Here is a 26,630-nt window from a genome sequence, read left to right as displayed (position 1 = left end):
CGGGTGACCTGTAGGAGCCAACTTGTTGGCGAGACGTCGGACCTGCATCGTCAGAAACCAGGCCTAGCCAACAAGGTCTGCGTTTCAAAGGGCGACAGCTTGGTGTCAGGAAGACCGGGACGGTTCCTGCAGAAATGCATTCCAGACTTTTTCAAAGGAGCCATTGCGGTCTTGAAAAAGAGCCACCTCACCTCAACCCTCCACGCCAAGCAACCCCGGAAATAGAAACGGCAACCCCTCCTCCAGCCGTTGCGTCAGGCTGCGGTTATGGTTTGCCGCTTCCGGGGCGGTGTGTTGCAGACGGGCCATAAGCGCGTCGATTACCGCGCTTGATGCGTCGTTGTGAAACTGCCAGACCCCATAAATCCGCCCATCAAACGATGGTTCGCTGCCCATACGCTCATCTGCCGCAAGTCCCGCGCCGATGCCAAACAAATGCAGACCGTGCAGACGCTGCCCCGAAAGATCCAGTGGGCAGCCCGATAGATCCGAGTCAACACCACCCTTTACCTGACGCAAGGTAATCGCCGTGCCATCCATATGGCTGAAAGCTGGCAGCCGTGGCTGATAGCCCGTGCATTGCACGACAACACTGGACTCCAGTAGCGCTTGAGCGGCCTGCTCACGCTCACCTTCAGCACCGCCCTGAATCTGAAAGGTGTGCGCCCGCACACCGGTTTTACCGACCCGGCTGCGGGCCAACACTTCACGCCCAACGTCCAGCGCCCGATAACGCAGCCCACTGGAACGGTTGACCCGCCCCGACACCGGGCAGACATCGCGCACTGGATGGAAAACATAACCGGCGGCCACCGCCAGTTCAGGACTTTCGTAAAACAGCTGGATGGCAGAGCGATGCACCAGCGTGACCTCTTCGAGGCCCGCAAACTCCAATGCATCGGCGAGATTTTCCAGCATGGAAAAAGCACTGTGGGAACCGCCGACCACGGTAATCCTGCCCGAGCCCGCCAGAGCCGGGGCGAATGCATCACGCAATTGCACGGCGTTCAGGCGCAGCAAATGGTCGGAGCTCATGATGGCGGCCGACGCAGGCAGCAGCAAACCGTCAGCAGCCAGTCCTTCACGCAGGTATTCAGGGTTCTGATGACCGCCGAAGTTCAGCACCAGCGTTCGACTGCGAATGCGGCGGGTACGTCCCTCGTTCTCGACCCAGACCACAAATTCGTCACCGTCCTTGACCACTTCGGTAACAGTCGTGCTGTGCCAGAGCGTTACCCCATAACGCTGGACAATAAAATCCAGTATCAGCCTGGAGGCTTCCCCCAGCAATTCACCAATATCAGACAACTGCGGCGCACTCTGGGCCTGATGCCGAATACGCCAATAGGTCGGTGAGTGCTCCAGCGGGCCGAATACGTCACGCAAAGCAGGATCGCGCAGGCAGTCGAGGAAGACGTCCCCCACAGAGTTGGCCGTGATTTGATAATCACCGAGACTTCCGACACCGGGGGTCGGGCTGGAGTCGACGATGATCAACCCCTCCCGTGCGAGATCCGGCAACGTTCCGCTTTTCAACGCATTGAACAGCAACCCCATGCCCGCAGGTCCTGCCCCCGCTATTACGCAACCGCAGCTGGTTTCCAGATAGTCTCCAAACATGGTGAGGCTCCTTCAAGTGATAGAGACGCAAGCGTGATCTCACCAGGGCTGGACCCAGTGATTGAGCAGGCAACAGCCTGTTGTTGGCAGAGAAATATTTTCAGGCGCACACAACTGCGGGCCTCGAGCTGAATAGCCGGGGCTGTGATCTTTTATCGGGTACAAATCTGACGGAAAGCGGGATCGTTATCGAAGGGCCAAGCTACCGCAGGGGATTCAACGGGGTAGTGAGATAGAGGCTACTGGCAAGGGACGGACGCAGACAGAGGCGCCCTGAAAGGGTAATAGATAATTTCAAACATCCGCCTAACTGTCAATTTCACGTCAAAGCTTTACACCTCAGCATGCTTTATATAACCGATTGATTTATAGAGTAATTATTTATTGACGACATTAAACGGCTATTTCAAAAGTCCCCTATCAGTTTTTACACTGGATTGGCCCGGACGATTCATGAAAATCCAGCCTGGCAAAGCCTGACCTTCAGCTCCAGTACGGAGACCGCTAGAAGTCCGATCAGCGGCTTGCTCCGCCCGTCTTCAAAGGAGAACTATCTGCGAGTGCGGGAATCAATGACACAGGATGTAAAAAAAGCTTAATGGATGCAGAGGTCGCAGACATGAACGTTGGAAAGCACAATCGCTCGAGTATCGCTGAAATCGACTATTCCCGTGAAACCCTGTTCGGCCCGATCCCGATGCAGGCAACCTGCAGGGTGAGGTTGACCACAGTAGAACAGAATGGCCAAAGCTTGCGTGAGCTGACGATCCTGGGCGAGGTTCCAGACTACCTGCTTAAATCTGCGGCTATCCGGGTAGCACTGGAAGGAAGAATTGAAGCGGGCCCGATACGGGATTGTTGCGAAGTGAACAGCAATAGTGAAGAACCGTTCAAGTTGCTGTTCGAAAATGAACATCGCCGGGCTATGCATTAAGTTATCGTACAACTTAGGTGTTCGCGCATTGAAGTATTGGCATAAGGATATATGCCGATAGGCGTACGTTTATTAACACGTTGCAAAACATTACATCGCGTTATGCCGACGACAGAACGTTCATGCCACAAATGGCAAACTGATCCCCGCGCTGACTGGCTTGATCAGTATGTCCGCCGTTAAGCCGAGACAACCCCAGACATGCGAAAGCCGCCTATCGAGTCCCCTGAAGGTCTACCACGGCGGCTTTATCAGACGTTTTTTCAGTTCAATCAAACAGCAATGCGGGCCTTGCCATGGTGATGCCGGGTATGTGCGAGGTCGTAGCGCAGCTCTGCTACCAATTCGGAGATATCACGGGTGGTATTGAGGCGATCCAGGGAAATTCCGGTCACCAACAATTCAACCTTTTCCGAATTAGGATCAATGATCTGAACGGTCATGGAGTCCGGGGATACGCTGCAGGTGCAACGCAGGGGTAAAAACGCACTCTCGACGATACTTCTCAACTCGAGTGTGGAAAGTCTGTAGGCGATCATGTCCTTCTCCTTGTTAAATCGCGCGTGGCTGAGTTCCTGCCACGATGGACACAGTGATACATCAATGTTTATTTTGATTGCCGCCAAACAAACGTCGTCATTTAATTGAAGGCATGTTTACTTATACGCTTCGCACCACCTTGAAGCAACGGGGATTTTTACGCTCTTTTTCAAGCCGTTCATAACGGTTTATATAAACAATCAGCAGAAACGGTTCACTTAACAATATTGATCACTTTGTTTACATGATTGGTATCAATAAAGTGCCCAAACAGTTCTTAAGCAGTATCCCGTCAGCCGCTTTTGGCGACTGACGGTCAGTCTCACGCTTCAGTCGTCCTGACGTGGCAGCCGCAGGTGAATCAATGCCACTCGACCGCCCTGCTTGTCCCTGCGCTCATCGATGGCGTAGGGCCGGAATCCCAGTTTCGGATAGAACAACAGACCCGGCACATTATGGTTGTAGCACGATGCTGTCATTTCGCTAGCCTCATGCTTGTCGAATGCCAGTTCCATCATGCAACCGATCAGGTAACGCCCTACCCCTCGAGAACGCGCCTTGGGGGCAATGATCACATTGCCCAGGGAGCAGCGCCCGCGAAAGTCACTGCGAGCGAAATTGGCATATCCCACGACTTCGCCATCCATCTCGATAACCGTCGAGTCGGAATGGTTGTGCAACGCATCCAGCAATTGGGGCGGTGTGAGAGGCCATATGGCGCGAGGGAACATATAAAACAGCTCGTCGACATTCTGCGGCAGCGCACAGATGGCCGGGATGTCTTTTTCTTCCAGTGGGCGGTTCAAGAACATTGGGCAGTGACCTCTTGAAGAATGGAAATAACAAGCGTGTGAACACTATATGCGAACTGTCGCTCTGTGCACGTGTTCGCCTGACAAAATTCCGGCACTGCTCTGGGCCTTTCATCAGTTCCCCTGCCCTGCTGTCAAGTAATGTGCAATTTGAAATGCATATCCGGTAGGAGCTGCCGAAGGCTGCGAAGCATTTCCGCTGACACACAGAATCGCAGCCTTCGGCAGCTCCTACAGACCGTTCGTTTGCCAATGGATAGCGCCGCATTGGAACCAGGAAGAATGTTTATATATAAAGGATTAGTCAGTCAGCGCCATTGATTGCCGTCCTTCAAGAACATTACCCAATGCTTTGATGTGTCACTAATTCCCCACTCATGCAGAACGCCTGTAATAAATAGCGCGTCGTTGCAGAATGCATGACTCGAAAACCCTTAAATAACTTAAACCCTTGAATTAAATGGATTTTAATTAAGGGTACTTCTGGCATAACCACTGCAACGTTTTAAGGGACGCTGTAACAAAATCCTTCATGGAGCAGAAAAATAATGATTTCATCCCCCGACACTTTCAATGCTGCCGCGCAAGAATCAAACAACCACTCAGGTGTTTCCTGGGGGGCAATCTTTGCAGGTGCCGCCGGCGCCGCTGCGCTTTCCTTGATTCTCATATTGCTGGGCTTCGGCTTGGGTTTCTCGGCGGTATCGCCCTGGGCCAACGAAGGCATCAGCGCCAAGGGCCTGGGTATCTCGACGGTCATATGGCTGGCATTTACCCAAATCATCGCTTCCGGTCTGGGTGGCTATATCGCCGGTCGACTGCGCGTGAAGTGGGCAAACCTGCACGGCGATGAAGTGTATTTCCGCGACACCGCCCACGGTTTCCTGTCGTGGGCCGTGGCAACCCTGGTCGCTGCAACACTGATCGCCAGTTCGGTCAGCAGCATTATTGGCGGGGGCGTTCAGGCCGGTGCCAGTGTCGCTTCGGGTGCAGCAGGTGCAGTGACTCAAGTAGCAGGCAGCGCGGCGAGCAATAGCAACGCCAGCAGTCAGGACTACGGCTATTACATCGACAGCCTGTTCCGTGATGATCGCCCCGCTGCTGTCAGTGATGATGCCGCCCATGGCGTAGTGCTGCGCATCTTCAGCCGCACACTGAGCAATGACGGTCAGATCAGCCCTGAAGATCGTACCTACTTGGCGCAGATGATTGCTCAGCGCACCAATCTCAGCCAGGCAGATGCCGAACGTCGCGTTGATCAGGTTTATGGTCAGGCTCGCAAAGCCGTAGAAGACGCCAAGGTCGCGGCTAAAGAAGCTGCCGACACCGCTGCGAAAGTTGCCGCGATGACTGCCCTGTGGACCTTCGTCTCGCTGCTGTGCGGTGCCTTCTTCGCCAGCTTTGCTGCCATTTATGGCGGTCGCCGTCGCGACGCAGTGACTTATCTCGACGAACGTCCTTACACCACTACAACAACGGCTCTTTAAGCCAAGGAGAACGACTATGCCTTCCATCCTTCTGTGGTTACTCGGTGTCCCAATCCCGGTCATCATCCTGATTGCGATCCTGATGTAACGGATCGGGTCCAGGCCGCCTCCCCTCACGGGCAGGCGGCTTTTTTATAGGCGTCTTTCTTAGCCGTCACTCAGCGTCTGCGCAGGAATGGCAGCCCGACCAGTGTCAGCGCCACACCCACTATTGCACCGGTACTCAAAGGGTTGTCGAATTGGAGCCAGGCCCAGATCATCGTTGCGGGAGGCGTCAGAAACAGCGCTCCGCTGACGCTTTGCATGTTGAATCGCTTCAGGCACAGCCAGTAAAAGCCGTATCCACCGAGGGTTGAGCAGATCACCAGCCATAGCACGGCGGCGCCAAAGCCAAAGGACAACACCGGCGCAATCCCACCTTCCAGCATCGACAACACCGCGAACACCGGCAAGGCCGCGCATATCTGTATAAACAGCGAAGTCATAGCGGGTACCGTGAAGGACGGTGTCTCCTTTTGATGCGTCTTCTTTTGATAGATCGTTGCTGCGGTTAGCGACAGGACGGCCAAAGCCGGTAAGCCGTAGGCCCACAATGGCGCATCGGAAAACTCGACACTCGCGGCGCTGGCAATCAGCATTCCGGCGATACACAACCCCACGCCAAGCCATTGCCAGCCACGAGTACGCTGGCCCGGAATGAGACCGGCCGACAGCACAATGCTCAGCGGCAGCAAGTTGGCAATCAAAGAACTGGTGCCGGGCGCCACGCCAAGTTCGATGGACAAGGCAATCGCAGCAATGAAACCGGCAATCGCCAAAAGCCCTACCAGCATCTGCTGCCGCACGATGACCCAGGTCAGCTCACGCAACGAGCCCAGGACCCACGGGAACAGCAATAGCGCCGCCAGCACGAATCGCCAGAAGGTCACCAACATTACCCCGCTGTGCTCCGAGGCATAGCGATAGCCAATGAAACCCGAACTCCAGCTCAGCACCATGGCAGCCAACAGCACACCACTGATCCACCTGGATCCAGAAACCGGTGAAGTCTTTGGCGTACTGGCCTGATCAATAATTTCGACCGTCTGCCCATTCATTGAGCATCCCCTATTGCGCTGAATGAGCGTGATGTTAAGAATGGGCAGGTACTTCAATCAAACGAAATGATCAGCATCACTGATGCAGGATTTTTAAACCATGCAAAGCACGCTGGATATTGAGCTTCTGCGTACCTTTCAAGCTGTGGTGCGTTTCGAGCAGTTCCTTGCCGCTGCAACTTTTCTCAATCGCAGTCCTTCAGCGGTGAGCCTGCATATTCGACGTCTGGAGGACATCGCCGGTGGCCGCCTGCTGGAACGGGATAATCAGACCGTCACCCTGACCTCTCTAGGCCGTCGCTTCGCCTTGCAAAGCGCCGAACTGCTACACGTGCATGATCGGCTGCTGGCTGGTTTCGCGAGCCCGACGATCAGCGGTCGAGTGCGGTTGGGTATCTCCGAAGAATATGCAGCGAGCCTGTTACACAGCACCCTAAGCCCATTGACCAGCGGCTACCCGCAAATAGAGCTTGAAGTTGAAACCGCCTCCAGCGGTCGGCTGAATGAGCAATTGCAGCGCGGCCAGCTGGATCTGGCGCTGCTGGTGGTACCGGCCGAGACCGTCAGCACTGAACAGCTATTGCATACGTTTGGTACCACCGAGCCCGTCTGGGTCGCCGCTCCGGGCTACCAACTGGCACATGACAAACCCGCACCGCTGGCGCTGCACGGCGAAGGCTGCCCTTACCGCAGCGTCGCTGTTAACACGCTGAATGAGATCGGCAGAGCCTGGCGCACCGTGGTCATGTCGGCGAGTTCCAGCGCGCTGGAAACGGCTATTTGCGCCGGACTGGCTATCGGCATCATTGACCGCAGCCGGGTCGGCGCGCAGATGCGCATTCTCGGTCGGGATGAAGGCTTGCCACCCCTCCCGCTGCATGAACGACAACTGGTCAAGGCTCCAGGAGTGCCCAGCGCCGCCTGCGAAATAATGACCGGCCTGATCAACGATCATTTCCGCCCATGAAATCAGACCGACTGCGCCCGCAATATTCTGTAACCGATCAATCAATCGGTATCATGACAACGCCGTTACAGTCAGCCTTTCGCTTGAAAAGTCGGGGGAAGTAATTCATGGCCATATTTTCTCTGGCTCGTATCCGGGCGCGCTGGCTTACCTGGACCTGCATGCTGGTGTTCATCATTGGTTTGCCCGTGGGCTGCTCCGTCCTGGAACACACCGAGCGGGAATTGGTGTTCCGCATTGAACCCGGCACCGCCAGTTGGTACAGCGGGCTACCGGCCAATGTGCAGGAACTGGAACTCAAAGCTCCGCAATTCGGCCTGTCGCAAAGCATTCACGGCTGGTGGTGGCCTGCCAATCGCAAAGATGCCCCAGCCGTCCTCTACTTGCACGGATCACGATGGAACCTGACCGGCCAACTGTTTCGTATCGAAGAGCTGCACGCGCTGGGTTTCTCGGTGTTGGCAATCGACTACCGTGGCTTCGGCGAAAGTCGTGGCCCGCTTCCTTCAGAAAGCACCGTCTATGAAGATGCCCGCATCGCCTGGGAGCGCCTCAAGCTTCTGCAACCGGACGCCAGCCGTCGGCTGATTTACGGCCATTCCCTGGGCGGGGCAGTGGCTGTGGATCTGGCTGCCGAACTGGGGCGCGATACTCAGGACGGCACGCAACCGGCACAGGCGCGTGGGCTGATCATCGAATCGACCTTCACCACCCTCGCTGACGTCGCCACCGCAGTGGCCACTAACTACACCTCATTACCCGTACGCTGGTTGCTGTCACAGAAATTCGACTCCGTCGACAAGATCGCCGACATCCACATGCCAGTGTTGATCGTGCACGGCATGGACGACCGATATGTACCGCCGCGCTTCAGCGAGGAGTTGTTTGCCGCGGCGCAGGAGCCCAAGAAGCTATTGCTGGTGCCGGGCGGGACTCATAACAACAGCATGCGAGTGGGCCGTCAGGCTTACAGCCAGGCCATCCAGGCCTTGCTCAAATCCAGTGCGGTGCCTGCGAATGCAACGAGGCCGGAAAGGACTCATTCGAAAGAACAACCGTCTGCTCAAGCCAGCAATCTGCGCAGCAATAACGCATCGTGAACGGCGTGCCCGCTGGCGGTGTTGTCGAAGATGCACCAGGTTTCCAGGCCAGCGTCGGCAGAGGTATTCAATTTCACCGCCAGTTCCTGCAAGTACGCCAGTTCATAAGCACTGTGATAAAGGCGTGGCGAACCGTGAAGTCGCCAATACTGAACACCCGACCAGCCTCCCGGCGTATCTCCACCGGTAATGGGTGAAGGGTCTGCCGCCACCTGACCGACCTGAAAACCATTGAGCAACGACTCGGCATCGCGCCAACTCGCATGACGCGGCTCTATCACCAGGCTGCCGTCATAACCCTTCCGCAAGGCCTCAAAGAAAGCCGTTGCGATTGTCGGGTCATAAGTCAGTGAGGGCGGTAACTGCACGAGGAGGCAGCCCAGCTTGTCCTTCAGATGCAGGCACTGAGTCAGGAACTGCTCAAGCAGATGCTCACAGCCCTGAAGACGATGTTCGTGAGTAATTGACTTGGGCATTTTCACGGAGAAACGAAAGCCCGCAGGCACGCTCTCAGCCCAACGCTGCCAGGTTTGCGGACGGTGCGGGCGGTAAAAAGAGCTGTTGATCTCGACCGCCGATAACGAGGAGGCGTAGCGCTGCAAGTGTGTACCTTCTTCGGCAAACTCAGGCCAGTGCTCGCGGGGCAAGCTCCAGCCAGCGCAGCCGACCTGAATCAATACAGCACCTCGCCGGCTTCGCGCATGAATATTTCGACGGTCTTTGGCCCTACTCCGTCGAACTCGGCAAGGCACTTTTCGAATCCGCTGCGGCTTCCACTGCGACTATGGATTTCGCCAATCTTTCCGGCATATTCCTCGATAAGCTTTTTGCTCATGGCAGTCAAACGTGTCGCCGTCGTCTCGTCATAACGCACGTAGTGCGCCTCACCGAGCATCGCAACCAGATGCCGATGGGACTGGCTGGCCATTTTACGCGGCGTGTCGCAACCATGCTGATCGACGATGACCCGATAAGCCTGCGCTGCGATATCCGCCTGAATACGCTTGCCCATGAGAAAACTGGCGATAAACCATTTGAACAGAGCGACTTCATAACCGCTCTTCAGGTCGATCGCCAGGTCTTGGGCCGTGATGACCTTGCTCGCCACGGTACGTGTCAGCTTGGGCTATCTGAAGCGTCATCACCCGCTACATCGGGATCATCGGGCTCGACTTCATTGATATCGGCCTCACGCACATCATTGTCGGACGTGGACCTGCCATCCGATTCGCTCGGGTTGGGATTCGGACCGGGAGTCTGGGCGGCCTGGCTGTCTACAGGGTCTCTACTCATGATGTTCCTCGCGAGGTAGTTGAATGAATACCCTGTTTGGAATCAACACCGTCCCACGAGTTCGGTTTATTTGATGATTGGTCCTGGCCTGATCAGCCGCGTTGAACAGCGATGCACTTGATCTCAAGAAGCAGCCCCGGGACAGCCAGTTCTGATACACCAATGGCCGTCCAGGCACACAGTCCGCGGGGGAACAGGCGCTCTTTGACGTCACGAAAAACGGCCATGTGCTCGCTCATGGACACGTGAAAAGTGGTCATTTCTACCACGTCCTCAAAGCTGCAACCGCCCTCGGCAAGCACAGTGCGCAGGTTTTCCCAGCAGGCGATGAACTGTTGTTCAGGATCGGCAATGACCTCAAGGTCGGGCGTGCGTCCGATCTGCCCGGCACAGTACAGCGTGCTTTGAACCTTGACCGCCGGAACGTACCCCGCGCGCTCGACGATATTGCGCATGGACGGTGGAATGATGATTTCGCGATCTGGCATGGGGTTACCTGCGGGGGTCGCTGAAAATGATGGAGTACAGAGGCCGGGCAATCACCAGCCAGCGCGTGTTGCCGTGGTGCTCACACACAGAACCCTGTGGGAGCCGAGCTTGCTCGCGATGAACGATTACACGATATGCCTGATACACCAAGTCGCCTGAATCGTCGGAATGCCGCCCAGACCAAGCACCGCTCCCACAGAGACCGCAGCCGCCTTACGTCAACCACCACCATAACAGCAGCGTGCCCACCAACCCCACCACTGACACAATGGTCTGCAGTACCGACCAGACCCAGAGCGTCTGCTTCAACTGAAGACCAAAATACTCGCGGACCATCCAGAAACCCGCATCGTTGACGTGGCAAAAGAACACCGAGCCTGCACCAATCGCCAGCGCCACCAGTGAGCTTTGCGTTGCCGCCAGCCCCGCCATCATCGGCGCAAGAATACCCGCCGTGGTGGTCGTCGCGACGGTCGCTGAACCGGTGGCCTGACGCAGCGCCACTGCGATCAGCCAGGCCAGCAACAGATATGGAATATGCGCACCCTCTGCGACCTTGCTGATGGTCTGACTCACGCCAGCATCCAGCAACGTCTGCTTGAGCCCGCCGCCCGCACCGATGGTCAGCAGCAGGACTGCAATCGGTGCCAGGCTTTTACGCAAAGTGCCGTTCACGTGCTCGCGCGTCAGGCCATTGGCCCAGCCCAGACAAATGACCGCCGCAATAACCGCGATGCTCAACGCAACCAGGGGCTCGCCGAGAAACTTCAGGGTCAGCGCCAGCGAGCTGTGCGGGGCCATGAATATCTTGGCCAGCGTGCTCCCCAGCATCAGGATCACCGGCAAGAGAATAATCAGCAGCGAAATACCAAAACCCGGCTGACGGGTCACGTCAGGTTTGGTCGAGAATAATTCGCCCAACTCGGCCGGTTCCTTGATGTCCATGCGTCTGGATAACCAGTTGCCGTACAAAGGACCGGCAAGAATCACCGCCGGAACCGCAATGCAGATGCCCAGCAGCATGGTCAGCCCAAGGTCGGCATGCAGCGCGCTGACCGCAATCAGCGGTCCCGGATGCGGCGGCATCAATGCATGCAAGGTGGTCATGCCTGCCAGAGCCGGAATCGCGATTTTCAGTAAACGCTGATCAGAGCGTCGGGCCATGACAAAAATGATCGGCACCATCAGTACCAGACCGACTTCAAAGAACAGCGGCAGACCGATAACCATGGCCACCAGGGCCATCACCCAAGGCAACGACCTGCCCTTGCCAAACCCCAGCAACGTAGTGGCGATACGGTCCGCAGCGCCCGATTCAGCCATCAGTGCGCCGAGCATCGCACCCAGCGTGATAATCAATCCAGCCTCACCCAAAATTCCGCCTGCGCCTTTACTGAAGGCCTTGGCGACTTCTTCGGCAGGCAGACCGGCACCGATCCCCGCGATAAACGTGCCGATCAGAATCGAAAGAAATGGCGGAAGTTTAGTGGCGCTGATCAGCACGATGATGGTGGCAATCGCGATCAGGCAGCAGATAACCAGGCGGGTGTCGTGCACCAGCCAGGCAGCAGAAGAAACATCCAAGGCACTCTTCCTTATCGTCGGTCCTGCGGTCGAGAGCACTGCAGAAACATTTAGTTGTAATTCTGCAGCACGATACCGGAACGCCAGATGCGCGAATGTGAAGTTTGTGACAGTTTCGCCCCCGCCTCGAGTGATCCACTCCTGGATCAACAGACCCGACCTAGACGTGCAGCAGACCAGGAACCTGCGCCTGAGCATGCTCGATCAGCACCTCGCGCAAGGCCTGAGCAGCGGCCGACAACTTGTGATCGGCGAGCATCATCAGGCCGATGGGCCGCTCAATCGCAGGCCCCACCAACGCAATGCAATGCGCGCCCAGTTCATGCATCTGTTCAATGCATAACGACGGCACTGCGCTTACGCCCAGACCACTGGCGACCATTCGGCCGATGGTCGACAACTGGTGGCTTTCAAACGCAACGGACAGCTTGCCGTGCTGCGCTTGCAGATGATGTTCCAGCAGCAAACGCACCGCTGATGGGCGCTGCAAGGCGATGAAGTCTTCCTGCAAGAGTTCTTGCCAGGTGATTTCCTTGCGTTGTGCCAATGGCGAATCCTGCGGTACCACTGCAACAAAGCGATCGGTATAGAACGGTATGAACACCAGCGAGTTGCTGGACTCAGGTTCAAAACCGATGCCCAGTTCAACTCGCCGATGACGGACCATTTCCAGCACTTCTTCGTTGATCAGGTCATGAACGGCTACATTGACTCGTGGGTAGCGACTGCGGAACACCTTGAGCGCGCCGGGCAGCAGGTTACCGGCAAACGATGGCATGGCGGCCACCGACACTTTGCCCAGTTGCAGGGTAAAGCGCTGACGCAGCAATTCTTCAGCGTTGTCCCAGTCAGCCAGCAGTTGCCGGGCCAGCGGCAGCAGGGTTTCACCCTCGGGCGTAAGGCTGACCGTACGCGTGGTGCGGCTCAGCAATTGCCCGCCCAGATCGTCCTCAAGACTCTTGATGGTCAGGCTCAAGGCGGGTTGCGACACATGCAGCCGCTCCCCCGCCTGGGCAAAGCTCAAATACTGGGCAACGGCCAGAAAAGCCCTTAATTGTTTGACGTTCATATATTTGCTTTTCTTATTAATCGATCAGAAAAACAAAATTAACAAAACACTCCCCCCAAGAGAAGATGTCGCAACGCTCCCCTGACGGCCAGACCGTCGACCACAACTATAAAAGGCGGATCATCATGGCTGGACTCGACAAACGAGTGGCGACTTATCAGGAAGCCCTCGCCGGGCTGACCGACAACATGACAGTGCTGTGCGGCGGCTTCGGTCTCTGCGGCATCCCGGAAAACCTCATTGCAGAAATCAAGCGCATGGGCGTGAAAGGCCTGACGGTTGTTTCCAACAACTGCGGCGTCGATGGCTTTGGTCTGGGTATCCTCCTCGAAGATCGCCAGATTCGTAAGATGATCTCCTCCTATGTCGGCGAAAACGCGCTGTTCGAACGTCAGTTGCTCAGCGGCGAACTGGAAGTCGAACTCACTCCCCAAGGTACGCTCGCCGAAAAAATGCGCGCAGGCGGCGCTGGCATTCCAGCCTTCTACACCGCAACGGGCTATGGCACGCCGGTCGCTGAAGGCAAGGAAACCCGCCAGTTCAACGGCCGCAATGTCATCCTCGAAGAAGCCATTACTGGCGACTTCGCCATCGTCAAAGGTTGGAAAGCCGACCACTTCGGTAATGTGATCTATCGTCATACCGCACAGAACTTCAACCCGGTGGTAGCGACCGCGGGCAAGATTACCGTGGTCGAAGTCGAAGAAATTGTTGAACCCGGCGTGCTGTTGCCTTCGCAGATTCATACGCCGGGTATTTATGTCGACCGGGTCATTCTCGGTACTTTCGAGAAGCGCATCGAACAGCGCACCGTCAGAAAAGCCTGACGCAATCCGGCTCCGGATGCTGCCTTGCACAGGCAGCGGCACAAAAACAACAAAGAGACTTCAGACCATGGCACTGTCCCGCGAACAAATGGCTCAACGCGTTGCACGCGAACTCAAGGATGGCTACTACGTGAACCTCGGAATCGGCATTCCGACGCTGGTGGCCAACTACGTCCCCACCGACATCGACGTCATGCTCCAGTCGGAAAACGGCCTGCTGGGGATGGGCGAATTCCCCACCGAAGAAACCATCGATGCCGACATGATCAACGCTGGCAAGCAGACCGTAACCGCCCGCGTCGGCGCATCGATTTTTGACTCATCCCAGTCCTTCGCCATGATCCGTGGCGGCCATGTGGACCTCACGGTTCTGGGGGCCTTCGAAGTCGACGTGGAAGGCAATATCGCCTCCTGGATGATCCCCGGCAAACTGGTCAAAGGCATGGGCGGTGCCATGGACCTGGTGGCCGGTGCCGACAATATCATTGTCACCATGACCCATGCGTCCAAGGACGGAGAGTCCAAGCTGCTCCCCCGCTGCAGCCTGCCCCTGACCGGCGCTGGCTGCATACGCAAGGTGTTGACTGACCTGGCGTATCTGGAAATCGAAAACGGTGCTTTTATTCTTCGCGAACGCGCACCGGGCGTGAGCGTTGAAGAAATCATCGCCAAAACCGCCGGAAAATTGATCGTGCCGGATGATGTGGTTGAGATGAGTTTCTGACCTGCATCCAAGCGTTTGAACCACATACCCACTGTAGGAGCTGCCGAAGGCTGCGATGCGGTGTGTCAGTCACTCCGCATCGCAGCCTTCGGCAGCTCCTACAGTGGGTATGTAATAAAGATTCAACCCCCAATAATAAATACAAGAGGACAAACCCGTGGCCGCCGATATCGAAGATAGTCGCTCTGCCCGTTTCGCCCTGCGTTGCGCCAAATGGGCGGAGCGCTGGTTTCCTGATTCCTGGGTGTTCGCCGCGCTCGCGGTGGTCATCGTCACGGTTGCCACGCTGGCCATGGGTGCCAAACCTGCCGACGCTGCCAAAGCCTTTGGCGACGGATTCTGGAGCCTGATCCCGTTCACCATGCAGATGGCCTTCGTGGTGATTGGTGGTTATGTGGTGGCTAGCTCGCCTCCTGCGGTCAAGCTCATTGACCGGCTGGCGCGTATTCCAAAGAACGGGCGCTCGGCAGTGGCCTGGGTTGCGCTGATTTCCATGGTCGCCTCGCTGCTCAACTGGGGCCTGTCGCTGGTATTCGGCGGCTTGCTGGTTCGCGCCCTCGCCCGCCGTACCGACTTGCGCATGGACTATCGCGCAGCGGGTGCGGCGGCCTATCTGGGGCTCGGCGCCGTGTGGGCGTTGGGTCTGTCATCCTCGGCGGCACAGTTGCAAGCCAACCCCGGCAGCCTTCCACCTTCGATTCTGGCAATCACCGGCGTGATCCCGTTCACCGAAACCATTTTCCTCTGGCAGTCCGGCGTGCTGCTGGCTGCGCTGGTCGTGGTATCGCTGGTCGTGGCTTACGCAACAGCGCCGGGCCCGAACAGCGCTAAAGATGCCCAGGCGTGCGGCGTCGACCCAGCATTCAGCATGCCCGCGTTACCTGCGCGTACCCGTCCGGGTGAATGGCTGGAATACAGCCCGCTGCTGATCATTCTGATGGTGCTGCTGGCGTCCGGCTGGATCTTCAACGAGTTTTCCACCAAGCCGGCAATCACGGCGATTTCCGGTCTGAATACGTATAACTTCCTGTTCATCATGGTCGGTGCGCTGCTGCACTGGCGTCCACGCAGCTTTCTCGATGCCGTGACCCGGGCAGTGCCTACCACCACCGGTGTGCTGATCCAGTTCCCGCTGTATGGGTCCATCGCGGCATTGATGACGACCGTAAAGGGCACGGATGCGCAGACCCTGGCCCATCACATCTCGACCTTCTTCACCAGCATCGCCTCCCACGACACCTACGCGCTGCTGATGGGCGTGTACTCGGCAGTCCTGGGTTTCTTCATCCCGTCGGGCGGCGGCAAGTGGATCATCGAAGCGCCCTATGTGATGCAGGTGGCCAATGACCTTGAGTATCACCTGGGCTGGGCCGTGCAGATTTACAACGCCGCCGAAGCGCTGCCGAACCTGATCAACCCGTTCTACATGCTGCCGCTGTTAGGCGTGCTGGGTTTGAAGGCTCGGGATTTGATCGGCTTCTCGTTCGTGCAGTTGCTGGTGCACACGCCGCTGGTGTTGTTTCTGCTGTGGATTCTGGGCGCGACACTGGCGTACACACCGCCGATGCATCCTTAGCGAGCCTGGTGTCCCTGACACCGCGCTGTCGCGAAGCAAACCCGGTTCTATGTGGGAGCCGGGCTTGCCCGCGATGCAGGCGATGGGGTGTATCAGAAAGACCGCGTTATCGTTCATCGCGGGCAAGCGCGCTCCTACAGGAAAGCATTCCAGATCAGGTGATTGCATTGGGTTTCATTAGCGCACTTTGCGCCCCTGACACTGCACTGTCGCGAAGCAAGCCCGGCTCTATGTGGGAGCCGGGCTTGCCCGCGATGCAGGCGATGCGGTGTATCAGAAAGACCGCGTTATCGTTCATCGCGGGCAAGCGCGCTCCTACAGGAAAGCATTCCAGATCAGGTGATTGCGTTTTGTTTGATCAGCGCGCGCCTGGTTTCCCTTACACCGCGCTATCGCGAAGCAAGCCCGGCTTTATGTGGGAGCCGGGCTTGCCCGCGATGCAGGCGATGGGGTGTATCAGAAAGACCGCGTTGTCATTCATCGCGGGCAAGCGCGCTCCTACAGGAAAGCATTCCAGATCAGGTGATTGCGTTTTGTTTCATTAGCGCGCCTGGAATGCCTGACACTGCACTGTCGCGAAGCAAGCCCGGCTCTATGTGGGAGCCGGGCTTGCCCGCGATGCAGGCGATGCGGTGTATCAGAAAGACCGCGTTATCGTTCATCGCGGGCAAGCGCGCTCCTAGAGGAAAGCATTCCAGATCAGGTGATTGCGTTTTGTTTCATTAGCGCGCCTTGTATGCCTGACACTGCACTGTCGCAAAGCAAACCCGGTTCTATGTGGGAGCCGGGCTTGCCCGCGATGCAGGTGATGGGGTTTATCAGGAAGACCGCGTTATCGTTCATCGCGGGCAAGCGCGCTCCTACAGGAAAGCATTCCATGCGCTGGTCTAATGACCCCGGACACCTCAATAGGGGAAACTATATCCATTGAGGAGTCACCATGACCAAGAAATACAGAAAATTCGATGCCGCTTTCAAGCTTGATGTTTGCAAGCTCATCGTCGATCAAGGCCAGAGTGTGAACTCTGTCTGCCTTGATATGAACCTGAGCGATACGGCAGTGCGTCGCTGGGTTGAGCAATACAAGGCCGAGCTGTTAGGTGGCCCGGGAATTGGCAACCCGTTGACCAGCGAGCAACAGCGTATTCGCCAACTGGAGCAGCAGATTCGTGAGCTGAAAATGGATAATGACATCCTAAAAAAAGCTACGGCCTTCTTTGCCCGCGAATTGAAGTGATCCATCAACTGGTTCACCAATTACAACGTAAGGCCTACCCGGTGGCTCGTCTCTGTCGGGTACTGCGGATCAGTCGCTCCGGTCTTTATGAGGCCCAACAGCGTCGTTTGAAACCCAAGCCCGCCTGTCCGGCAGCGGCCAGGATCAAGGCAGCCTTTGAAGCGTCGGAGCGTTGCTATGGTAGTCGTCGTGTGGTGAGCGCATTGCGTAAAGAAGGCCTGTCGATTGGTCGCTTCAAGGTGCGCAGCCTTATGAAACAACAAGGTCTGCGCCCGGTCTGGAAGCGTAAGTTTGTTCACACAACCAACAGCAATCACAACTTGCCGGTGGCTGAAAACCTTCTAAATCGCCAGTTCAACCCTGCGGCGATCAATCAATCCTGGGTTGCAGACATTACTTATATCCGCACACGCGGCGGCTGGGTGTACCTGGCAGTGGTCATGGACCTTTTCTCGCGCAAGATCGTGGGCTGGGCCATGGCCCCTCATATGCGAGCCGAGCTGGTAATCAGCGCCATGCAATTGGCTATCGCTCAACGCCAACCTGAGCCAGGTTTGATCGTCCACTCGGATCGAGGCAGTCAGTACGCAGGAGCGGCTTATCAGGCGCTGCTGACCCGCAATGGAATGCGTTGCAGTATGAGCCGCAAGGGTAACTGCTGGGACAACGCGGTTATGGAGCGCTTCTTTTTGAACCTGAAAATGGAGCGTACCTGGAGGAAGGATTACGCCAACCACGCCGAAGCGATAAAGGACATCACGGACTACATCGTGCGGTTCTACAACGAGGGGCGATTGCACTCGAAACTGGGCTATGTGCCGCCCAATCAATATGAGCGGCAAGCAGCCTGACAATCACCGATTGAGGTGTCCGGAAAAAGTTGACCACTGCACCAGATCAGGTGAGTGCATTTTGTTTCATTAGCGCGCCTTGTGTCCCTGACACTGCGCTGTCGCGAAGCAAGCCCGGCTCTATGTGGGAGCCGGGCTTGCACGCGATGCAGGCGATGGGGTTTATCAGGAAGACCGCGTTATCGTTCATCGCGGGCAAGCGCGCTCAGGAAAGCATTCCAGATCAGGTGATTGCATTGGGTTTCATTAGCGCACTTTGCGTCCCGGACACTGCACTGTCGCAAAGCAAACCCGGTTCTATGTGGGAGCCGGGCTTGCCCGCGATGCAGGCGATGGGGTGTATCAGAGAGACCGCCATCGCAGCCTTCGGCAGCGCCTACAAGTGTTGTGTTTGCCTAAGACATATGAATTCAGACATTCAGGCCGAACAACCGTCGCCGTAATCCAGCGCGGCAACTTTTGCCAACAGCTCACGCAGCTCACAGGCCTGCTGCTGGCCCAGCGACTTTTCGAAGCACTGCTGAGCCTGTTCCCACAGCGCTTGGGACTCCAGCAGTTTGTCCACGCCGGCCTGAGTCAGGCGCACACGTCGGCTGCGCTTGTCTTCCGGGTCAATACCCACGGAGATAAGGCCCTCACGCTCCAGTGGCTTGAGGTTTTGCGCCAGCGCCGAACGATCGATCACCAGAATTGCCGCCAGTTCGGTGACTGCCGGGGCCTGATTGCGCGCCACCTGGATCAGAATCGAACGCTGCGTAGAGCGCAGGCCACATGGTGCCAGAACCGCGTCATACAGCTGGGAAATACGGCGGGTCGCCTTGCGCAGGCTGGTTGCATGACACAGCACTCGCGGTGCAATCCGCAGACTGTCGGGGATTTGCAACGCAACGACCGGGGTCGGACTCTGGCTCATATAGGTTCCTGCAGAAATACGTCAATCAAGATGCAGCAAGTGGGCAATGCTGGCATATCCCCGCGAACAGCAATAGCCAGCACCGAAGCGTGCAATCTGTCAGGTACGCTCATGAATCCCGTCCAGCCGTCCACGGCCGATGACCGCGCCGTCGATGGCTTTGAGCAACTGGTTACGATTGGGTGGGCTGTCAAAGTCCAGCGGTCGATCCAGTGCCAGCAACTGAAAGCTGTATCGATGCGGGCCATGGCCGACCAGAGGCTGCGGCCCGATGTAGGTCGCACCGCCAAACGTGTTGCGCCCCAAGGTCAGCAGGCCGCGGGAAGCACTGCTCAAAGCTCCGACAGGCAGACCGTTGAGCTGCGGCGAAATGCCGATGGCAATCGCATGCACGAACGCAAACGGTATCGGCGCATCGGCATCTTCAATGATCAGCACGAGTTCTTTTGTTCCGGTCGGCAGTCCTTCCCACACCAGCGGTGGCGACAGATTACCGCCCTTGGCCGAACCAACATGGGACAGCGGAATCTGCGCCATTGAAGCAAACGCCGGGCTGCGCACATCGATAACCACCGGCGAAAACGCTACAGCCTTGTGGTTCCAGATCAGCTTGTTTTCGGTGGCACCGCGGCCGCGCAATACGCGCCCCAGCAGACGACTCAGCATCCTGATACCTCCTGATATTTGCGTCGCCCATATCGCGGGCAAGCCTCGCTCCCACAGTAGATCGCATTCTTAAGTTGGAATGCGATCTACTGTGGGAGATTCTATGTTGGACTGCAATCCCGTAGGAGATCTACCGTCGTCCAGACGCCGCGCTGTCGTGAAGCAAACGGATGACCCTGTAGGAGCCAACTTGTTGGCGAGACGTCGAACCGGCATCGTCAGAAATTCCGCTTCGCCAACAAGTTGGCTCCTACCAGGTCTGCGTTTCAAATCCATTATTGACGTGATGTTTGATGAAATCGGCTTTAGCCGGCCCTACGGAAAAGCGCAATCTCATGTGTGCGGTGCTTGCCCGCGATAAGGTCTCACCTGAATTTTCATCTCAAGCAATCAATCAACCATGTACCGGCGTCAGCACCGGTTTACCCGCAAAAAACGCCTGCAGGTTATCCGCCACCATCTGCACCGTTGCTTCAGAAGCCTCCGGCGACAAGCCGCCTACATGTGGCGTCAGCACTACGTTATCGAGACTCTTCAACGCATCCGGAACCCGCGGCTCATCGTCAAAGACATCCAGCGCCGCACCGGCAATTCGCCGCTGCTGCAGGGCATCAACCAAAGCAGCAGTATCAATCACACTGGCCCGGGCGATGTTGACCACAAAGCCTTGCGGACCCAGAGCATCAAGGACCTGACTGTCGATCAGGTGCTGTGTACCGCCACCACCCGGCGTGGCGATAATCAAAAAGTCAGAGACATTGGCCAGTTCGAGCGGCGTTGCGCAGTAGTCAAAATTGACATCGGTACGCGGCTTGCGATTGTGATAACTCACGACCATGCCAAAACCCGCTGCACGCCGGGCGATGGCCAGGCCAACTGCGCCAAGGCCGAGAATGCCCAGGCGCTTGCCCTCGAACGAGGGGCGCGTGACCTTGCGCCACTCACCGCGGCGCACCGATGCGTCCGCCTGCGGGATATCCCGCACGATGGACAACAGCAACGACATCGCATGATCGGCCACCGTCGGTGCATTTACACCAGCGCCGTTAGTGACCGTAATACCCCGCGCTTGCGCCGCAGGAAGGTCAACGTGTTCATAACCCGCACCCAGCACGCAGATGATTTGCAAATGCGGCAGCGCTGCAATTTCATCCGCGTAAAGCCCCAGCGGCCCTCGGGTCAGCACTACGGTGATTTCCTCACTACGCGTGGCAATGGCTTCGGCACGCGTTGCTGGAGTTGGCGCCAGAATCAGCCGATAACCATTGTTTTCAAGGATGTGCAGGTACTCGTTGACGCTCTCGACCAGCACCAGAACTGTGGTTGTCATGCAAGGCTCCGAAACAAACCATGGAAAAAACGGACAGTAACCTGAGTCATAGCCTCACTCCAACACGGTCACCGGCATACCGACTTCAAGGATACCCGGCCCGTCATTGACCATATTCTGCCCGAACCACACATCCCCCTCGCGCTCACGATAGGTTTTCAGGGTGGTCAATGGTTCGCGATCGGCGTTGCGCTCGCCGGTGGCAGGATCGATGGTGGTGAGGATGCAGCGCGTGCACCCTTTGAGCAGGCGAAATTCGATATCGCCGATACGAATGCGCTTCCATCCATCTTCCGCAAACGCCTCAGCGCCCTCCACCACCAGATTTGGCCGAAAGCGCAGCATTTCCTGCGGACGACCAATCTTCGCTGACAGATCATCAAGAGATGCCTGACCGATCAGCAACAGCGGGAAACCGTCGGCAAACCCGACGCGCTTTTCGTCGACACCAAGACCGCCGGGCAACATCCGGGCGCGGTCAGCCGGTACATACACCATACGGGTCGGTTTGCCGATGAAATCGCTGACCCAGCGAGCGGCTTCGTCACCGGCATCCGGCACGCGCAACGTGTCGCGCCATACCGTAACGCCGCGCAGAGACTGTTCGATATTTTGCGGGACAGGAATATCCAGCGCCGTAAAGCCCGGTGCCTGGAGGTTTAAACCACCGTCTTCGTTCAACAGCGCAGAAAGCTGAGACATGTGCGGCAAGGCGCGCTGGGTCAGAAAGCGCCCGCTGGCTTCGTCCACCAACATCCAGCGTCGATCCCCGGTCAACCCCAACTCGTCAAAGGACGCCTGCTGAAGGACTTCAGCCTTGCAGGATTTAAGGGGGAAACGGTAGAGCGCGCTGAGATGCAACATGGCCTGGTCCTTGTTCGGCTGAAATCGCCGGAATCATGAAGGCCACAAGCTTATACGAACTTGTCTGTTGCGAGACATGACAATGCGAGCCAGAGCGCAGATCCATGCTGCGCCTGGCTTCTCGCTCGCCGGGGCCGGTCAAGCCCTGGGCTGCGATCAGTGCCTGGTTGCGATCAACCCTGAACCATTATCAAACGTTCACGAACCACGTCCACCAGTTTGTCGGGCTGGAACTTGGAGAGGAAGTTGTCGCAACCCACTTTCTTCACCATGGATTCGTTGAAGCTGCCGGACAGCGAGGTATGCAACACCACATACAATTCGCGCAGACGTGGATCGTTACGAATCTCTGTGGTCAGTCGATAACCATCCATTTCCGGCATTTCCGCGTCGGTAAACACCATCAACAGTTTCTCGGTCATGACCTCACCACTGTCGGCCCAGGCTTTGAGCATGTTCAACGCTTTAAGACCATCGCTGGCCACGTGCAGCTTCAGACCCAACTGGGACAGGGTGTCACGCAACTGGCTGAGTGCAACCTTGGAGTCATCCACCAGCAGGATTTCACGGCCTACTGCAGCGGCGAGCACAGGGTCCTCGAGTTTCTCGCTGGATACCTTGGCGTTGTACGGCACGATTTCGGCGAGGACTTTTTCCACGTCGATGACTTCAACCAGTTGATCGTCGACTTTACTGATCGCGGTCAGGTAATGCTGACGGCCAGCGCTGGCAGGCGGCGGCATGATGGCATCCCAGTTCATGTTGACGATGCGATCGACACCGCCCACCAAGAAGGCCTGAACCGAGCGGTTGTACTCAGTCACGATAATCGTGCTGTTAGGCCCCGGTACAAGCGGCTTCATCCCGATGGCCTGGGACAGATCGATCACCGGCAAGGTCTGGCCGCGCAGGTTGACCACACCGCACACAAACGAGTGACGTTGCGGCATCAGCGTGAGTTTAGGCAGTTGCAGAACTTCCTGAACCTTGAAAACGTTGATCGCAAACAGCTGCCGACCCGCCAGGCGAAACATGAGGATTTCAAGGCGGTTCTCGCCCACCAGTTGTGTGCGTTGATCTACTGAGTCGAGAATGCCAGCCATTTCTTGCTCCTGAAGCGTGGGTCACAGTGAGTCTGCGAAGTTGTTATCGGCTGAAAACAGCGGGACTTAAAGGCGATGAAAGGTTAAATACACAATTGATATCACTTTAACATCATGCTTTACTCGTCGGCGAATGACAGATGCTCATTCCGACCAGTAACAGCCCTTCATCGCTTCTTCAGCAGGCGACAGGCGTTCTACTCCCTAAGGGAAACCCCTAGAAGCCCTCAGGGGCGACCTGATTTGCGCCTCTCGACTTAGCCATTAATGTGACACCATTCTCATATTTGGAATGGAGTTGAGGTCTTGGTTGCGTCGCGGCCCACCCCAAAACACCTGCCGTCCCGATTTGCCGCAGGTGGTGAATGTATCGCCGCGCCCGCTCTATCCGCCTGTCTCGCCACCCTCCATCCAACCGGAATATTCGTCACACAGCCTTCCATTTCGAAACATTCGGAAGCGGCCTACAGACTTTCACTTCACATCCACATTAACGTTCCGCAGTGCGCACCGGGTACTACACTGGAGCGATCCATGATCTATGGAGATCCCCATGCTGAACGGTAAAGAGTGGCAACAGACACATCCCGATTTCTTTGATGAATCCCAATTGCTGCTGAGCACCTGCCAGGAATGCCTCTCGCACCTGGAGATGATCAGCAATGATCAGGACGCCGTCGAGTGCCTGCTTGGCACCCTGTTCAAACTGTCGGAAACCGCCGATAACGCGCTGATCCCCAGCACTGCTGATTTCGCGCGTCAGTTGCGCGGCATGCTGAGCGTCGCCTACCCCAATCTTTGCCTGACGGACGATGCCCTTCAGACGCTTGAACACTGCCTGACCTTGCTGGCCTGGCAACTCGAGTTGATTGATCCCCATACCGGGCAATTGCTGCTGGATGACACCGAACAAAAAGAACTGCTGGGGCAACTTGCTTATACCTGCGGCCTGGAAGCCTGCGAACCGGCTCAGGAGCAACCGCGGTTGTAATCGGTCACGTGCCTCAATGCGCCGGTTCTTTCCACCCGTCAGAGCCCCCGTAAGAGCAAGAGCATGCCGTGCTCGCAAATAGCCTCGCCGCTGCGTTATGAACACACAGTATTCCCGGGCTGTTCGGGTCGTGGTTATTCTGCGCACAGGGACACAATAAGGCCTGCCAGCCTTGCCAACTATCCGGTGTAACGTCAGGCAGCTCGTTCAAACTTTGAACATTGAGGTAAGATCACGACCCCAAGCATTATTGCCACAATGATGACGACACAGGATGTGCGATCAAATCTGCAAGACGAGACAAAACAAGTAATCAAGGCAGTCAACGATAAACGACATGTCCGACATTGACCTGGCATCCTCAATGGCAGGTTGTTCCGCAGTGACCACCCCGATGGCTCCATCGCTATGCACGCCCCTACCAGTATTTCCAGATATCGGCTGCCAGGTAACAGAAGCATTCTCTGGCTGAATGCCGTTCTGTGCATCGGTGCAGCAATCGGTAATAGCGCGCTGTATCTGACCTCGGACGATTTCCCTGTCGCCCTGTTGCTGCTTAATCTCGCGACCTTTGCCAGCGTCTGGCAGGCGCAGTTGCGCTATGGCCGGTCAATTCGATTCCAGCCGCAGGAACTGGCCGACCACATGCTGCAGGTTCAGGAAACAGAACGGCATCGCCTGAGCCGCGAGCTGCATGACGACATTGGACAGATGCTCACTGCCGCAAAGATGCAATCGGAATGGCTACGCCGCCGTCTGCCTGCCGAACTGCTCGAACACAGCGCGCAACTCAACAACACCCTGGACGAAACCCTGGCGAAGGTTCGCGACGTGTCAGCCATCCTGCACCCTCGCCAGCTGACCAGTCTGGGACTGGAAGCCAGTCTTCGCGGGCATCTGCTGCGCACCCTGGCGGACAGTCAGGTGCGCTGGAGCCTGGAGTGCAAACAGCAACTGTCCGGCATCCCGGAAGAGATGACGGTTACTGCGTTTCGCATCACCCAGGAAGCGGTCACCAATATGTTGCGCCACGCCCACGCAAGCAATCTGCTGGTTCGCCTGCGCCGCCTGCCACAGGGTCTGGAGCTGCACATCAGCGACGACGGAGTCGGCTTTTCACCCGCCACGGACCCGGCGCGTGAGGGGCAGCGAGGCATGTCAGGCATGGCCGAACGGGTGGCTCTTCTCAACGGTACCTGGACGATACGCAGCGAACCCGGCGATGGCACACGTATCGATGTGCTGTTGCCTTGGGTACCGCGCGCTCATGAACGAGCAAACATAGACAAGAAGGCTAGATGACCTGCACATTGCTGTTGATTGATGATCACTCACTGATCAGGGCTGGCGTTCGCGCTCTGGTAGCCGACATTCCGGGCTATTCAGTGATAGGCGAGGCCTGCGACGGCGCGCAACTGAGCGCGCTGGCTACCGAGTTGAACCCCGACATTATCCTGCTGGATATCTCCATGAAGGATGTCGACGGCATTGATGCCTTGAAAGAGTTACGAACTATCCTGCCGGACAGCAAGGTTATGATCCTGTCCATGCACAGTGACCCGACGCGAATCATGCGCGCGCTGGAAGCGGGTGCGCATGGCTATTTGCTCAAGGACGCGGCAGCGACTGAGCTGGAGCAGGCGTTACTGGCGTTGAGCAGTGGTGAACGTTATCTGAGTCCGGCGATTGCCCATACGGTGATCAATCAGGCGTTGATCGGGGTTCAGGCGAGAAAGAACGAAACGCCGCAAAACCATAATCTGACGGCCCGGCAGCTGGAGATTCTGCGTCTGATCGTGCGTGGCAAGTCGACGCGGGAAATTGCCGGTGGGTTGGGTTTGAGTATCAAGACGGTGGAGACCCATCGAGCCCAGGTCATGAAGCGCTTGCAGATTCATGACGTGGCCGGGCTGGTTCTGTTTTGTGTGCGGGAAGGGATTATCAGTCTGGATGATTGATGATTGCTTACAGTTTTTTTCGTGTAGTGAGTTTTGTGTACATATCCGTTACCGCGTTCATGGCTTCTATTGGTTGCGCTTTTACAGCGCCTCACTTTTGAGAAGCGCAAAAGTAAGCAAAACGCTCTTGCCCCACCACTCGGCACCTCGCTAATGCTCGGTGTACCCGCCCGCAGATCCTGAACCGTGGGCCGCCGCAACGGGCCATCCATGGCCCAATGCGGCTAACCCGGCATCTTTGCCGGGTTGCCCACGGTTCAGAATCTGCGTTCGGCCAGCGTGGTTTAACGGGGCGCCCAAGATCAAAATCAAAAGCGCGGCAGCCTGACAGCCGACCTGATTTGCGAATTTGCCGCGGTATTGTAGGAGCTGCCGAAGGCTGCGAAGCGGAGTGTCAGGCAACGAATGCGTTGGCTGTGATGACGTCTCGCGAACAAGTTCGCTCCTACCGGTCCGCGGCGATCCTGCCGTTTTCGCTCTGCTTTTGATCTGCTCTGCTTTTGATTTTGATCTTACGCGCCCCGTTAAACCACGCCGGCCGGAATTCGATATTACTGCGTGGGGCAAACCGGCAGGGATGCCGGTTTAGCCGCCTCAG

27 protein-coding genes are annotated in these 26,630 nt (G+C 56.9%); 12 read left to right on the top strand and 15 right to left on the bottom strand.

Features of this window, described 5'->3' with window-relative positions:
- Positions 1 to 192: 192 nt before the first annotated feature.
- Entirely contained in the window at positions 193 to 1,620 is a 1,428-nt protein-coding gene (locus tag K3169_RS11725) for a pyridine nucleotide-disulfide oxidoreductase (RefSeq protein WP_263271620.1), read from the bottom strand.
- Between the two features lie 619 nt (positions 1,621 to 2,239).
- On the opposite strand from K3169_RS11725, the gene K3169_RS11720 reads away from it, so the two are divergent.
- On the top strand, positions 2,240 to 2,554 hold the full coding sequence (locus K3169_RS11720) for a hypothetical protein (protein WP_141562218.1): 315 nt from the start codon (positions 2,240 to 2,242) through the stop codon (positions 2,552 to 2,554).
- A 272-nt stretch (positions 2,555 to 2,826) separates the two neighbouring features.
- Here K3169_RS11720 and K3169_RS11715 read toward each other — a convergent pair whose 3' ends face one another.
- Both K3169_RS11715 and K3169_RS11710 read right to left on the bottom strand, forming a co-directional pair.
- A complete protein-coding gene (locus K3169_RS11715) occupies positions 2,827 to 3,093 on the bottom strand; it encodes a DUF1652 domain-containing protein (protein WP_027902706.1) in 267 nt (88 codons plus the stop codon).
- 330 nt (positions 3,094 to 3,423) lie between these two features.
- Positions 3,424 to 3,906 carry a GNAT family N-acetyltransferase gene (locus K3169_RS11710; protein WP_099269222.1) on the bottom strand — a complete coding sequence of 161 codons (483 nt, stop codon included), beginning with the start codon at positions 3,904 to 3,906 and terminating at the stop codon, positions 3,424 to 3,426.
- Between the two features lie 548 nt (positions 3,907 to 4,454).
- Here K3169_RS11710 and K3169_RS11705 point away from each other — a divergent pair.
- Positions 4,455 to 5,393, top strand: coding sequence for a hypothetical protein (locus tag K3169_RS11705; RefSeq protein WP_099269221.1), 939 nt, complete (start codon positions 4,455 to 4,457; stop codon positions 5,391 to 5,393).
- 158 nt (positions 5,394 to 5,551) lie between these two features.
- On the opposite strand, the gene K3169_RS11700 is transcribed toward K3169_RS11705, so the two are convergent.
- Positions 5,552 to 6,490: a DMT family transporter gene (locus K3169_RS11700; protein ID WP_263271618.1), complete on the bottom strand. Its 939-nt coding sequence runs from the start codon at positions 6,488 to 6,490 to the stop codon at positions 5,552 to 5,554.
- A 100-nt stretch (positions 6,491 to 6,590) separates the two neighbouring features.
- Between K3169_RS11700 and K3169_RS11695 the strand changes: the two genes are divergently transcribed.
- Together K3169_RS11695 and K3169_RS11690 are read left to right on the top strand one after the other, a co-directional pair.
- Positions 6,591 to 7,457: a LysR substrate-binding domain-containing protein gene (locus tag K3169_RS11695; protein ID WP_263271616.1), complete on the top strand. Its 867-nt coding sequence runs from the start codon at positions 6,591 to 6,593 to the stop codon at positions 7,455 to 7,457.
- Between the two features lie 107 nt (positions 7,458 to 7,564).
- Entirely contained in the window at positions 7,565 to 8,557 is a 993-nt protein-coding gene (locus K3169_RS11690; protein WP_231677955.1) for an alpha/beta hydrolase, read from the top strand.
- On the opposite strand, the gene K3169_RS11685 is transcribed toward K3169_RS11690, so the two are convergent.
- From K3169_RS11685 to K3169_RS11660, 6 genes are all read right to left on the bottom strand, one after another.
- On the bottom strand, positions 8,521 to 9,231 hold the full coding sequence (locus K3169_RS11685; protein ID WP_263272263.1) for a DUF72 domain-containing protein: 711 nt from the start codon (positions 9,229 to 9,231) through the stop codon (positions 8,521 to 8,523). The genes K3169_RS11690 and K3169_RS11685 overlap by 37 nt on opposite strands.
- Complete coding sequence (locus K3169_RS11680; RefSeq protein WP_231677956.1) at positions 9,231 to 9,665, bottom strand: DNA methylase; 435 nt, start codon at positions 9,663 to 9,665, stop codon at positions 9,231 to 9,233. Before K3169_RS11680 ends, K3169_RS11685 begins: the two co-directional genes overlap by 1 nt.
- Positions 9,666 to 9,673: 8 nt before the next feature.
- A complete protein-coding gene (locus K3169_RS11675) occupies positions 9,674 to 9,850 on the bottom strand; it encodes a hypothetical protein (RefSeq protein ID WP_164706071.1) in 177 nt (58 codons plus the stop codon).
- A 92-nt stretch (positions 9,851 to 9,942) separates the two neighbouring features.
- On the bottom strand, positions 9,943 to 10,338 hold the full coding sequence (locus K3169_RS11670; RefSeq protein ID WP_099269217.1) for a RidA family protein: 396 nt from the start codon (positions 10,336 to 10,338) through the stop codon (positions 9,943 to 9,945).
- A gap of 214 nt (positions 10,339 to 10,552) precedes the next feature.
- On the bottom strand, positions 10,553 to 11,923 hold the full coding sequence (locus tag K3169_RS11665; protein ID WP_263271613.1) for a GntP family permease: 1,371 nt from the start codon (positions 11,921 to 11,923) through the stop codon (positions 10,553 to 10,555).
- 160 nt (positions 11,924 to 12,083) lie between these two features.
- Positions 12,084 to 12,992, bottom strand: a complete 909-nt coding sequence (locus K3169_RS11660; protein ID WP_263271611.1) for a LysR family transcriptional regulator — start codon at positions 12,990 to 12,992, stop codon at positions 12,084 to 12,086.
- A gap of 125 nt (positions 12,993 to 13,117) precedes the next feature.
- Here K3169_RS11660 and K3169_RS11655 point away from each other — a divergent pair, with 125 nt between their 5' ends.
- The 5 genes from K3169_RS11655 (at position 13,118) to K3169_RS11635 (ending at position 18,650) form a co-directional block, all read left to right on the top strand.
- The gene (locus K3169_RS11655; RefSeq protein WP_263271609.1) at positions 13,118 to 13,819 is read left to right on the top strand and encodes a CoA transferase subunit A; all 702 of its coding nucleotides are present in this window, start codon (positions 13,118 to 13,120) and stop codon (positions 13,817 to 13,819) included.
- Between the two features lie 67 nt (positions 13,820 to 13,886).
- Positions 13,887 to 14,543, top strand: a complete 657-nt coding sequence (locus tag K3169_RS11650) for a CoA transferase subunit B (RefSeq protein WP_187523047.1) — start codon at positions 13,887 to 13,889, stop codon at positions 14,541 to 14,543.
- Positions 14,544 to 14,700: 157 nt separating this feature from the next.
- Entirely contained in the window at positions 14,701 to 16,119 is a 1,419-nt protein-coding gene (locus K3169_RS11645) for a short-chain fatty acid transporter (RefSeq protein ID WP_263271606.1), read from the top strand.
- A gap of 940 nt (positions 16,120 to 17,059) precedes the next feature.
- A protein-coding gene (locus K3169_RS11640; protein ID WP_263267706.1) for an IS3 family transposase occupies positions 17,060 to 18,207 on the top strand; the annotation gives its coding sequence in 2 pieces (ribosomal slippage) (positions 17,060 to 17,315 and positions 17,315 to 18,207; 1,149 coding nt in all).
- A 137-nt stretch (positions 18,208 to 18,344) separates the two neighbouring features.
- The gene (locus K3169_RS11635; RefSeq protein ID WP_263271605.1) at positions 18,345 to 18,650 is read left to right on the top strand and encodes a hypothetical protein; all 306 of its coding nucleotides are present in this window, start codon (positions 18,345 to 18,347) and stop codon (positions 18,648 to 18,650) included.
- Here K3169_RS11635 and K3169_RS11630 read toward each other — a convergent pair.
- The 5 genes from K3169_RS11630 to K3169_RS11610 form a co-directional block, all read right to left on the bottom strand.
- Positions 18,626 to 19,120: a MarR family winged helix-turn-helix transcriptional regulator gene (locus K3169_RS11630; protein WP_231677581.1), complete on the bottom strand. Its 495-nt coding sequence runs from the start codon at positions 19,118 to 19,120 to the stop codon at positions 18,626 to 18,628. The genes K3169_RS11635 and K3169_RS11630 overlap by 25 nt on opposite strands.
- Before the next feature lie 99 nt (positions 19,121 to 19,219).
- Entirely contained in the window at positions 19,220 to 19,786 is a 567-nt protein-coding gene (locus K3169_RS11625) for a YbhB/YbcL family Raf kinase inhibitor-like protein (RefSeq protein ID WP_231668112.1), read from the bottom strand.
- 394 nt (positions 19,787 to 20,180) lie between these two features.
- The gene (locus K3169_RS11620; protein ID WP_231668111.1) at positions 20,181 to 21,116 is read right to left on the bottom strand and encodes a 2-hydroxyacid dehydrogenase; all 936 of its coding nucleotides are present in this window, start codon (positions 21,114 to 21,116) and stop codon (positions 20,181 to 20,183) included.
- A gap of 54 nt (positions 21,117 to 21,170) precedes the next feature.
- On the bottom strand, positions 21,171 to 21,980 hold the full coding sequence (locus K3169_RS11615; protein WP_263271601.1) for an MOSC domain-containing protein: 810 nt from the start codon (positions 21,978 to 21,980) through the stop codon (positions 21,171 to 21,173).
- A gap of 173 nt (positions 21,981 to 22,153) precedes the next feature.
- Positions 22,154 to 23,083 (bottom strand): chemotaxis protein CheV, encoded by a 930-nt coding sequence (locus K3169_RS11610; RefSeq protein WP_027898954.1) that lies wholly within the window; start codon positions 23,081 to 23,083, stop codon positions 22,154 to 22,156.
- Between the two features lie 553 nt (positions 23,084 to 23,636).
- Between K3169_RS11610 and K3169_RS11605 the strand changes: the two genes are divergently transcribed.
- The 3 genes from K3169_RS11605 to K3169_RS11595 all read left to right on the top strand — a co-directional run bounded on the left by K3169_RS11605 (position 23,637) and on the right by K3169_RS11595 (position 26,032).
- Positions 23,637 to 24,074: a hypothetical protein gene (locus K3169_RS11605; RefSeq protein WP_027898955.1), complete on the top strand. Its 438-nt coding sequence runs from the start codon at positions 23,637 to 23,639 to the stop codon at positions 24,072 to 24,074.
- Positions 24,075 to 24,482: 408 nt separating this feature from the next.
- Positions 24,483 to 25,376: a sensor histidine kinase gene (locus tag K3169_RS11600; RefSeq protein ID WP_231668109.1), complete on the top strand. Its 894-nt coding sequence runs from the start codon at positions 24,483 to 24,485 to the stop codon at positions 25,374 to 25,376.
- Positions 25,373 to 26,032 (top strand): response regulator, encoded by a 660-nt coding sequence (locus K3169_RS11595; RefSeq protein WP_231668108.1) that lies wholly within the window; start codon positions 25,373 to 25,375, stop codon positions 26,030 to 26,032. Before K3169_RS11600 ends, K3169_RS11595 begins: the two co-directional genes overlap by 4 nt.
- Positions 26,033 to 26,630: the final 598 nt, after the last annotated feature.

This window comes from Pseudomonas phytophila (assembly GCF_025643095.1).
Taxonomy (GTDB): domain Bacteria; phylum Pseudomonadota; class Gammaproteobacteria; order Pseudomonadales; family Pseudomonadaceae; genus Aquipseudomonas; species Aquipseudomonas quasicaspiana.
Note: the sequence above shows the minus strand (reverse complement) of the source record. Positions and strands in the feature narration are given on the sequence as shown.

Excerpts from the sequence above, each read along its gene's own strand:
- K3169_RS11610 (WP_027898954.1), bottom strand. The coding sequence starts at position 23,083 with ATGGCTGGCATTCTCGACTCAGTAGATCAACGCACACAACTGGTGGGC.
- K3169_RS11670 (WP_099269217.1), bottom strand. The coding sequence starts at position 10,338 with ATGCCAGATCGCGAAATCATCATTCCACCGTCCATGCGCAATATCGTC.
- K3169_RS11615 (WP_263271601.1), bottom strand. The coding sequence starts at position 21,980 with ATGTTGCATCTCAGCGCGCTCTACCGTTTCCCCCTTAAATCCTGCAAG.
- K3169_RS11690 (WP_231677955.1), top strand. The coding sequence starts at position 7,565 with ATGGCCATATTTTCTCTGGCTCGTATCCGGGCGCGCTGGCTTACCTGG.
- K3169_RS11675 (WP_164706071.1), bottom strand. The coding sequence starts at position 9,850 with ATGAGTAGAGACCCTGTAGACAGCCAGGCCGCCCAGACTCCCGGTCCG.
- K3169_RS11715 (WP_027902706.1), bottom strand. The coding sequence starts at position 3,093 with ATGATCGCCTACAGACTTTCCACACTCGAGTTGAGAAGTATCGTCGAG.
- K3169_RS11720 (WP_141562218.1), top strand. The coding sequence starts at position 2,240 with ATGAACGTTGGAAAGCACAATCGCTCGAGTATCGCTGAAATCGACTAT.
- K3169_RS11630 (WP_231677581.1), bottom strand. The coding sequence starts at position 19,120 with ATGAGCCAGAGTCCGACCCCGGTCGTTGCGTTGCAAATCCCCGACAGT.
- K3169_RS11650 (WP_187523047.1), top strand. The coding sequence starts at position 13,887 with ATGGCACTGTCCCGCGAACAAATGGCTCAACGCGTTGCACGCGAACTC.
- K3169_RS11625 (WP_231668112.1), bottom strand. The coding sequence starts at position 19,786 with ATGCTGAGTCGTCTGCTGGGGCGCGTATTGCGCGGCCGCGGTGCCACC.
- K3169_RS11655 (WP_263271609.1), top strand. The coding sequence starts at position 13,118 with ATGGCTGGACTCGACAAACGAGTGGCGACTTATCAGGAAGCCCTCGCC.
- K3169_RS11725 (WP_263271620.1), bottom strand. The coding sequence starts at position 1,620 with ATGTTTGGAGACTATCTGGAAACCAGCTGCGGTTGCGTAATAGCGGGG.
- K3169_RS11695 (WP_263271616.1), top strand. The coding sequence starts at position 6,591 with ATGCAAAGCACGCTGGATATTGAGCTTCTGCGTACCTTTCAAGCTGTG.
- K3169_RS11595 (WP_231668108.1), top strand. The coding sequence starts at position 25,373 with ATGACCTGCACATTGCTGTTGATTGATGATCACTCACTGATCAGGGCT.
- K3169_RS11600 (WP_231668109.1), top strand. The coding sequence starts at position 24,483 with ATGCACGCCCCTACCAGTATTTCCAGATATCGGCTGCCAGGTAACAGA.
- K3169_RS11605 (WP_027898955.1), top strand. The coding sequence starts at position 23,637 with ATGCTGAACGGTAAAGAGTGGCAACAGACACATCCCGATTTCTTTGAT.
- K3169_RS11705 (WP_099269221.1), top strand. The coding sequence starts at position 4,455 with ATGATTTCATCCCCCGACACTTTCAATGCTGCCGCGCAAGAATCAAAC.
- K3169_RS11710 (WP_099269222.1), bottom strand. The coding sequence starts at position 3,906 with ATGTTCTTGAACCGCCCACTGGAAGAAAAAGACATCCCGGCCATCTGT.
- K3169_RS11700 (WP_263271618.1), bottom strand. The coding sequence starts at position 6,490 with ATGAATGGGCAGACGGTCGAAATTATTGATCAGGCCAGTACGCCAAAG.
- K3169_RS11660 (WP_263271611.1), bottom strand. The coding sequence starts at position 12,992 with ATGAACGTCAAACAATTAAGGGCTTTTCTGGCCGTTGCCCAGTATTTG.
- K3169_RS11620 (WP_231668111.1), bottom strand. The coding sequence starts at position 21,116 with ATGACAACCACAGTTCTGGTGCTGGTCGAGAGCGTCAACGAGTACCTG.